This window comes from Paenibacillus tianmuensis, assembly GCF_900100345.1.
GTDB lineage: Bacteria > Bacillota > Bacilli > Paenibacillales > NBRC-103111 > Paenibacillus_G > Paenibacillus_G tianmuensis.
On sequence record NZ_FMTT01000047.1, the window covers coordinates 42003 to 50293 of the forward strand.

Annotated in this window: 9 protein-coding genes; 2 read left to right on the top strand and 7 right to left on the bottom strand. The window is 39.3% G+C overall.

Annotated elements, in window-relative coordinates; translation table 11 throughout:
• Window positions 1-226: 226 nt before the first annotated feature.
• Window positions 227-1951 carry a sensor histidine kinase gene (locus BLO51_RS23360; protein ID WP_090675676.1) on the top strand — a complete coding sequence of 575 codons (1725 nt, stop codon included), beginning with the start codon at window positions 227-229 and terminating at the stop codon, window positions 1949-1951.
• 285 nt (window positions 1952-2236) lie between these two features.
• On the opposite strand, the gene BLO51_RS23370 is transcribed toward BLO51_RS23360, so the two are convergent.
• The 3 genes from BLO51_RS23370 to BLO51_RS23380 form a co-directional block, all read right to left on the bottom strand.
• Window positions 2237-3163: a hypothetical protein gene (locus BLO51_RS23370; RefSeq protein ID WP_090675680.1), complete on the bottom strand. Its 927-nt coding sequence runs from the start codon at window positions 3161-3163 to the stop codon at window positions 2237-2239.
• A gap of 138 nt (window positions 3164-3301) precedes the next feature.
• Window positions 3302-4084 (bottom strand): LytR/AlgR family response regulator transcription factor, encoded by a 783-nt coding sequence (locus BLO51_RS23375; RefSeq protein WP_090675681.1) that lies wholly within the window; start codon window positions 4082-4084, stop codon window positions 3302-3304.
• 308 nt (window positions 4085-4392) lie between these two features.
• On the bottom strand, window positions 4393-5478 hold the full coding sequence (locus BLO51_RS23380) for a DUF1648 domain-containing protein (RefSeq protein WP_090675684.1): 1086 nt from the start codon (window positions 5476-5478) through the stop codon (window positions 4393-4395).
• Window positions 5479-5790: 312 nt separating this feature from the next.
• Between BLO51_RS23380 and BLO51_RS23385 the strand changes: the two genes are divergently transcribed.
• Complete coding sequence (locus BLO51_RS23385) at window positions 5791-6474, top strand: aspartate/glutamate racemase family protein (protein WP_090675686.1); 684 nt, start codon at window positions 5791-5793, stop codon at window positions 6472-6474.
• A gap of 229 nt (window positions 6475-6703) precedes the next feature.
• On the opposite strand, the gene BLO51_RS23390 is transcribed toward BLO51_RS23385, so the two are convergent.
• From BLO51_RS23390 to BLO51_RS23405, 4 genes are all read right to left on the bottom strand, one after another.
• A complete protein-coding gene (locus tag BLO51_RS23390; protein ID WP_143006955.1) occupies window positions 6704-6964 on the bottom strand; it encodes a hypothetical protein in 261 nt (86 codons plus the stop codon).
• Window positions 6965-7012: 48 nt separating this feature from the next.
• The gene (locus BLO51_RS23395; RefSeq protein WP_090675689.1) at window positions 7013-7690 is read right to left on the bottom strand and encodes an ABC transporter ATP-binding protein; all 678 of its coding nucleotides are present in this window, start codon (window positions 7688-7690) and stop codon (window positions 7013-7015) included.
• A 6-nt stretch (window positions 7691-7696) separates the two neighbouring features.
• Window positions 7697-7927, bottom strand: coding sequence for a hypothetical protein (locus BLO51_RS23400; protein ID WP_174551306.1), 231 nt, complete (start codon window positions 7925-7927; stop codon window positions 7697-7699).
• Between the two features lie 90 nt (window positions 7928-8017).
• Window positions 8018-8291 (bottom strand): transposase (locus BLO51_RS23405; protein ID WP_174551307.1); only part of this gene is annotated, 274 nt, incomplete at its 5' end.

The following is an 8291-nucleotide window of genomic DNA, read 5'->3' on the forward strand; positions in this document are numbered from 1 at the left end:
CTTGGAAGGCTATAGAGTCTCTTACCGTTTGGCTCGATATTTATAAACCATAATCGCCTTTCTCTCGACATCATAGTACTCTGCCTGGACATTGAGATCTAAATTCTAACCTCCGTGGGGATCACAAAACCTTCACAAATGTTCAATAATGATATGTTCGTGGAAGATTCTTGATTATATCTGTAGAAAACAATTCCAAAAGTTAGCTCAGGAGGAAAGAAATCAAATGAAATTAGATTTATTCATGAATACCAGACGATTAAAAGTTTCAATCATTTCTTTGATTCTAATAATACTTGTTTTATCTGTAATTAATAGTACATACTACAATTTTACTCGTAATGAACTATTGAAGCAGCAAGTTGAAAAAATGAAAATTCAAGCCACAAATATTAAAATTGCCATTGAACTCTCGCAAAAAGGAGAGAAATATGTGGAAGGGATGGTAGCCCAGAATTTAAGAACTGTCTCTCTATATGTCCAGTCCAATGTAGATCCGGATATCGAAAAGGTCTCAAATGAGAAACTTAAAGAACTAAGTCAGAATTCTGGAATTGATCATATAACATTGTTAAGGCGATCAGGTGATGACATTATCGGTTACCGATCTTCTGAGCCTAAAGAAATAGGAATGAGTTCCAAGAGATGGGGAGGTCATTGGTTTCGTGCATTTAATCAACTATTTGAATATAAACAGGTAGACGTTCCGGACGGTGAGATCTTGCCAAATTTTTGGGCCGGTCCTTGGAGTACTTCCAGCACTGATCCGAGCAGTGTCGATAAATGGGGTTATTATTATGACGGAACAACCAATTACATTATTGATCCATATGTTCATGATAAAAGTATACGACAATACCAGAAAGATACTGGTGTTGATGCTACAATTCAACAAATGATCAAGAATACCAATGTGACGGAAGTAACCGTTTTTAATCCACCCATTTTTCTCAAAGAGAAAGAAGCATATCAAGAAAATGGACATGTTTGGCATGAGGATCGAGAGGTGCTATTCGGAACATATAGCCTGGTAGATAACAGAGACGCAATGTTTGTAAAACAGGCCTTAGACACAAATGTCGAGAAAACGTACGAAACAATGATGAATGGTACCGATATCATAAAAACATTCTTTCCGCTTCATCTTGATGTACCAGTTGTTGTTGGGCTTGTCACCGATTTGTCTTCGTTAAATTCCTATATGAAAAATCTGCAAATTAAAATGGTAATCCTAATTGGGGTAACTACAATCGTTGCGTTAGTAGTCTTTATGCTTATCTCCAGGTATTACACGAGAAATAAAGAGGCAGCAGTACAATCCGTTCAAGAGGTTTTTGTTGGAAATATGGATCAACTCTTCACTACTTTAAGAGAACAAAGGCACGATTTTAATAATCACATTGCAACCATTAATTCGCTGGTTCATCTTAAAGAGTATGAAGAGTTGAATAAATATACAAAAGAGATTGTGGGAGAAATAACAATAGTAAACGATATCATAAATATAAAATCACCGGCCCTTTCAGCATTAATTCAGGCTAAAATAACCCAGGCATTGAAGAAAAGAATCACGCTGGACCATAATATAATAAATATGGAACAATTATCACTGGGTGCAATTAAAAGTACAGACCTTGTAAAAATACTTAGTAATCTTATCGATAATGCCTTTGAAGCAGTCGAGACACTGCCTGAAAATGAACGGTATGTTGAATTGAACGGGTATATCAAGCAAGACAAACTATATTTCAGCGTCTACAATAAGGGGACCCCTATCCCAAGCGAGCAGATTGGTAAGATGTTTGAAAAAGGATTCAGTACTAAGAAAAGTAATAACAATAGTGGACTTGGATTATTTATTGTTCAGAGAATTATTAAACAATATAAGGGAAAGATTTTAGTCATGCCAATGCAAGAAGGTAACAAGTTCGAAATCATTATTCCTTTATAGCAAAACTATTTTTCTCCTATGTCATGAAACAAGCTGACGACAGTTTCGTTTAGACGCCAGCTTGCCAAGGAGCGAATTAAGTAATCTGCTCTCGGATTTCTTTGGGGATTGTTTTAAGAAAGAATTCCAATTGTTCAGGCCTTATGAATTTTAGCATCTTCTTTTTTTGTTTAATGCTTAAGTCCGGGTTACAAAGCGCAGTTCTAACTCGTTCTTGAACCGATCCTTGGATGCCACTTCGATATCTTTCAATGTCATTGTTCACCACTTTATCTCCTTTGTTCATTATTTACAGTAGGAATCAATGGTGTCTAGCAATATCTCTACATAGCGCCTATAGTCGAACCATTTCCTATCGATATGGATTTCTGTATTATCATCAATCATTCGTAACGCTTCACGCGGATTTAAGATATCATATCTTGGCTCGTAAATTTCAGTGAAGGGTGGTCGTCCATTTACATCCATAGGAATGATGGGTTTTGCCCCAAGCAAGTATGCCTCGTATAATGCTAAGGTTAAGCTTCCGCCGATCGTTACTGAAATGGCAGCCTTTGCCTTTGACAGCAGTCGGTAATACTCTTGCTGGGGTAACTTCCCAACTTCAATGCCCAAATCCCTCCACAAGCTCACAGGGTAATGGATCTGCGGCTCAACAGGAGAGGTAATCACGGTTCGATACCCCTTATCTTTGAGTTCCATTGCCATTCTAACCGATAGGTATGGCTGATAGAACTCATTCAATCGTCCAGGAAATACAACCAATTTCTCTCGGTCTTTCGTTGGTTTGGTCTCATCAATAATTGCATTGATCTTCTCATGATCATATGGAAAGCCAGCTGCAATAACTTTAACTGAACTGTTAGGACCCGTTGACCTTTCTCCCCAGTCCAACATCGACGGATTTGTATACAGAATTGCCTTACAAGATGGATGTTGAAAAATCCATAATGTACTTGGATCAACGACATTGGTAAAAGGATTCCATACGTCATGCTCCATAATAATGAGATGCTTTGGTGTAGGCTTAGCCTGATGAATCGTTTCGAATAATGTATATCTTGTAATCAAAACAACATCATCAGGATTTTCGGGCAAATCCGGACTGAATCTAAAATCAACTTTCGCTTCTTGAAGTCCTTTTCTTAATCCAGATAAATAGTTAGGATACCACGCTGTTTTGTCGGTTGGATCAACTAGTATATGAATCAAGGTCCTATCTTCCCTTCGTAGTCTAGAATGCAAAGTCCCTTATTAACTCATATCTTAATTGTAATCCAAAGGAAGTGTCAAATGTCGATTTTCAAAATTATGGAAGTTTCTTGACCAATAATCCTTGTAAAACAAGGACTATTCTATTTTAGGATTGTCTCGCAACCGAATTTTTGCAAGGTAGTCTGGGTAATATTTGCTGGATAATGGTAGGACATCCATTGAATTAGAGAGGGTTATATCATAACTTCCTGGGGTATGAATGTTTGCATAAACAGCTCTTATGTACTTTATATTTACTAAATAACTCTTATGAGAGCGAAAAACGTTATTTGAGCATTGTTTTTCGATTTCCTTTAGCGTTGTGGAGGTTTTTACTATTCCCCCATCAGCAAGATGGATATGAGACAAGTACTTATCTTCTTTTTTTATATGGACAATAAGATGCTCGGGAATTTGCTGGTCTCTGTATTTATATCTACAATTTATCCATCTAACTTCTGCTTGATTTACCGATGCAATTGAAGTTAGAAGTCTTGCTTCTGTTCGTTTAACTGCTTCTTGAATAGCTCTAATGAATTTTAATTTGTCTACTGGCTTAAGAATATACCCCACAAAATTTAATTCATATCCAATCAATAGATTATCCCTATCTGTATTTCCTGTGACGACAATAATTTGCGGAGTGCTGAAGGATAAGATCTCTTTAGCTGCTGTTATGCCATCTTTTTTATGTAGACCAATGTCAATTACAATAATATCTGCATTATGTCTTTTATAACTTTCAACCAAACGTTCTCCTGAACTTACAGAATCTATAATTTCAAGATTATTTACCTCTTTTAGAAAATGAATAAGTACTTGTCTTTGGAATATATCGTCTTCAGCAATTATTACGGTGTATTTTTTTGATAAACTCATTTAGCCCATCTCCTGTTGAACTCCCAATTCTTAATTAAAGAAAAATTTATGTTATAGAAAAAGTAGGTATCCGAGGGAATCTATAGTGACATGTTAATCTCAAGATTATCAGATCGTCAAGTGTATTATTGAAGTTCATTTTTATCGACATTTTCTTGGCTCCCCTTTAAGGCTGACCGTAGAATACCCACGGAAACGGTCGGCTTAAAGGGAAGTATAATCAACATCCATGACTTGAAAAATATTATACCAAGGGGTTATTCGAAGGGGAGTGGAGTCGTAAAGGCATCGAAATAGCCGATCCTATTTCAAAGGAAGCTAAAAAGAACAATGACTCCTGCAAAAATCAGGGGAGCTATCAAGAAAAACCAGCCGGTCAGCCAGCCCAAATTGACCGTAACCCCGATACCGCCCCTTTTCTCAACGAACAGCGCCGGATCGTCCCGATTGACATAGAACAATCCCCACTTCCAATGCTCATCCGAACCGGCGTCTGGAAACACGATATGAGTATTGGCTCCAGCCATAAGGGCCTGATTTTTTTTCAAAACGATCGGCAAGCTGATTAGGGCGGCAAAAATCAGAAGTATGGCGGCAATCAGTATCCAGTTGGTCAGACTGGAATCAATAAGCCCCGCAATCGAAAACTGAACAGAAGCAAATAACGCCAGCGAAATTAAAGTAATAAAATAAATAACAGCGGCTTGATAGCGTCTCGAGCTTCGTCTTATCTTATTGATCGATTCAGACTGCTCCGGATGAACCTGCCGTTTACTTCGGATGAGAGCCTCTTGTACGCCCGCCATAATTAGCGCCATCAAGCATTGAATGAGATTAGGGGCAAAGATGATCCCGATCGATTTTTGCGCGATTCGATCCACTTGACCGGAAGCATTGTAATGAATAGGAATATTAGCTGGAATCTGGTCATAGTTCCACGCGACAAAGACAATATTGGCTGCAATAAGCCAAAACGGAATAAGATTCCACATTCTCGAAACCGTTGACCAATGATGTTCCGAAGTGTCAACAGCTAAGACGGATGGTTTTTCCACCATCCATTGGTTTTCCTTCTTTAATCGCTTTACCCCTCTGTATCCTTGCAGGTAGATCAGCATGTGAATCACAAAGTAAGCGGGAATAAGATAAACCATCGAAGCCGTCATAGTCATGACTTCGCGTTGCACGCAAAGAATGGATAGTCCCATCAACAGGACTGCCGCGATGACGGTTGCAACACAATAATTACGTCTGATCGCAAGCAATTTTGGATGCCTCATATGCTCCTTGGGAATCAATATCCCGAAAAAAACACCGGGATGGGACCAAAAAGGAACCAAGGCATTCATGATTATCATCGGAATCCAGATGAAAAACAGAGTTACCAAGGGCATTACTCTCCACCTCCGGAGTTGACAATATCGTGATACACTTCCAGAATTGCCGAATGAATTTGTTCCAGCGAAATGTCACGGTAAATCGCACCCGTGAGGATTGTCCAAAGCGTTACCAGATGAAGTCCATCTCCGTGTCGGTCAAGTCTTTCCACACCGGATCGCAAGCGACTTAAGCTAGCAGGCAACTGAGTATGTCGATTAAACAAAAGGAAAATCTCTTACATATGACGAATATAAAAATGAAGTCTTATAAGAACAGGCCACGCTTACAACGGTCGGTTCTCAAACATAGAAAGGGTCTGAATAAGGATGATTGGAATCTTAGCAGGAATGGGACCTAAATCTACGGGTCCTTTTGTTGATTGTGTGGTTGACCAATGCCAACAAATTTATGGTGCCAAGCACGATATGGATTTTCCTCATATGATGATCTATTCATGTCCAACCCCTTTTTACATGGACAGGCCAGTTGACCATGCTGCTATGGAGAAGGCTATTATTAACGGCGCCCAAAGATTGGAACGCACAGGTGTGCATTTCATCGTAATTCCTTGCAATACGGCACATCTCTATTATGAAAATATAAAAACTTCCGTTTCTGTACCGGTGTTAAATATGGTGGATGAAACCATTCTCAAGTTGCCAAATAGCGCCAAAAGAGCCGCACTGTTAGCTACACCTGCCACGGTACAATCCGGTATTTATCAACAAGCTTTGCATAAACTTGGCGTTGATCTTCTACATCGGGATCACTGGCAACATTGGGTGAATGCCATGATTACCAGTATAAAGGCAGGTCAAATTCAGGAATCAATTATTCTATGGCAACGATTGCATTCAGAGTTAGTGGAGATGGTAGATATAGCCATACTCGCATGCACCGATTTAAATGTTATTACTAAAGGTGAGCAAACAGAGCTTGCCATAGTTGATTCATCATTGTGTTTGGCACAAGCTACAGTGAAGAGGTATATGAGCCTAAGTATCAACTAACGAAGTACGATGGCTCAATAAATGCGGCGGCAGTCTATGACTTTATTTTCAAGTCCTTAGACCGCCGCTGTTTCATTTTGGATTCAGTCTAATACTATTTTTTAATGGGCTATTTTCCCATCATTATGCCTCCGCATATAAATGTTGACATTTTTTTGTTGATTCTTCATGTATATTTTACTTAGATGTTCTGGAAAGACATGCCTGTGTTTCCTCGCCCCTTCGAGTCCTACTCAACCCAAAGAGAAACCCAAATAAAAAGGACAACCATCAAAGGCCCCAGCAGAGAACCCACAATAACCGAAATCCAGAACCCTCGTGTCATTATGAAGTTTTTTAAAGTATTTCGCTGCATACGCCTGGCTCTAAGTCTTTTCAAGCAGTCTGTCATATAATGTTCTGCGAAAGCTTCGTCACAATGTTGAAGCTCATTCCATAATTCAGTATGTAAGGCTTGAATCTCTTCACGTTTTTCACTGTCTTTTAACACCACAGTAACACCTGCTCCCCAGATAATTAAGGATGGAATCCATGCACACTAACAGGAGAGCGTTTCACGTATTAGCCCTTCCTTTGTTAATTGATATACTTCATCACAATGTTTGGCTACCATCGCGCTGTGAGTTGCAATGATGACTGACACTCCGCCTGTTTTCAGCTCGTTCAGACACATTAAAACGATGAGCGCTGTCTCATCATCCAATGCACCGGTCGGTTCGTCAGCCACAAGGAGCCGCGGCTCCTTGATTAAAGAACGAATGATACCTACACGTTGGATCTCTCCACCCGACAATTTTTCAATTTTATGGTGGAGCAAATGGTTTATCTCGAATAAATAGCTCAACTGTTCAATCCGCTTTGTAATGTTATCGCTATTTTCACGTTTCTTCTCAAACCATAAGGGAACTACGATATTTTCCAAGGCAGTTAATTTCGGGATCATAGGGCTATGCTGTGAGATGTACCCTATTTTACGCTTACGGACATCACTTAAGTCGTTTAAATTCATTTGGCTCAAATCTTCTCCATCCAGCATATATTGCCCGGATGTGGTTTTTTCCAACCCGGCCACAATGTTAAGTAAAGTGCTTTTTCCAATACCGCTTTTTCCTTTGATCGCTATAGTGGTTCCCTTTCCTACGGCCAAATCTACATTTTCAAATACCGTTGAACCTTTAAACTCCTTGGCTATAGATGTCAACGCAACAAGCGGCATACACTCTCATCCTTTCAACTGCTGGACAATATCTAGTTTATAGAAATATTTTTGCGTGTAGCGGCCGATCACAAACCACATAATCAAAATGGAAATGCCGACTACCACAACAACATAATTAAAGATGATGAACAACGGATCTTTAAGCGTTAGAGCAAGGAGCAACAGAGGCGGAATACAGCCGATCAACTGCAATAAAATGGCTTGACGTTTTACGATCCTAACCATCTGCTCCATGCTGACGCCGCTAATCAGCAGCACTTTATAGATATCGATATTTTTGTTGATTGTGATTCTATATAAGTTGAACTAATGAATTCATTAGAATTAGAACCTAACACAAAGCCGATCTATGATCGACCACCGAGATTTCATGATTTCGTCCATAAACTGCTGAACATTGTTACGGATTTCGGCCACCGTGTGATAGAACACATTGTTAATTACATCGGATTTCAGCCATTTCCATAACCCTTCAACAAGATTCAATTTCGGACTGTAAGGCGGCAGGAAAACCAGTTCGAGTCGGCCTTTCATCTCTTCCAAAAACGGCTGCAATAACTTGGCATGATGAATGCGAGCGTTATCCAACACGATGACG

Bases quoted from the DNA above. Each gene is read 5' to 3' on its own strand.
- BLO51_RS23395 (WP_090675689.1), bottom strand. From the start codon at position 7,690: ATGCCGCTTGTTGCGTTGACATCTATAGCCAAGGAGTTTAAAGGTTCA.
- BLO51_RS23380 (WP_090675684.1), bottom strand. From the start codon at position 5,478: ATGCCCTTGGTAACTCTGTTTTTCATCTGGATTCCGATGATAATCATG.
- BLO51_RS23375 (WP_090675681.1), bottom strand. From the start codon at position 4,084: ATGAGTTTATCAAAAAAATACACCGTAATAATTGCTGAAGACGATATA.
- BLO51_RS23400 (WP_174551306.1), bottom strand. From the start codon at position 7,927: ATGGAGCAGATGGTTAGGATCGTAAAACGTCAAGCCATTTTATTGCAG.
- BLO51_RS23360 (WP_090675676.1), top strand. From the start codon at position 227: ATGAAATTAGATTTATTCATGAATACCAGACGATTAAAAGTTTCAATC.
- BLO51_RS23385 (WP_090675686.1), top strand. From the start codon at position 5,791: ATGATTGGAATCTTAGCAGGAATGGGACCTAAATCTACGGGTCCTTTT.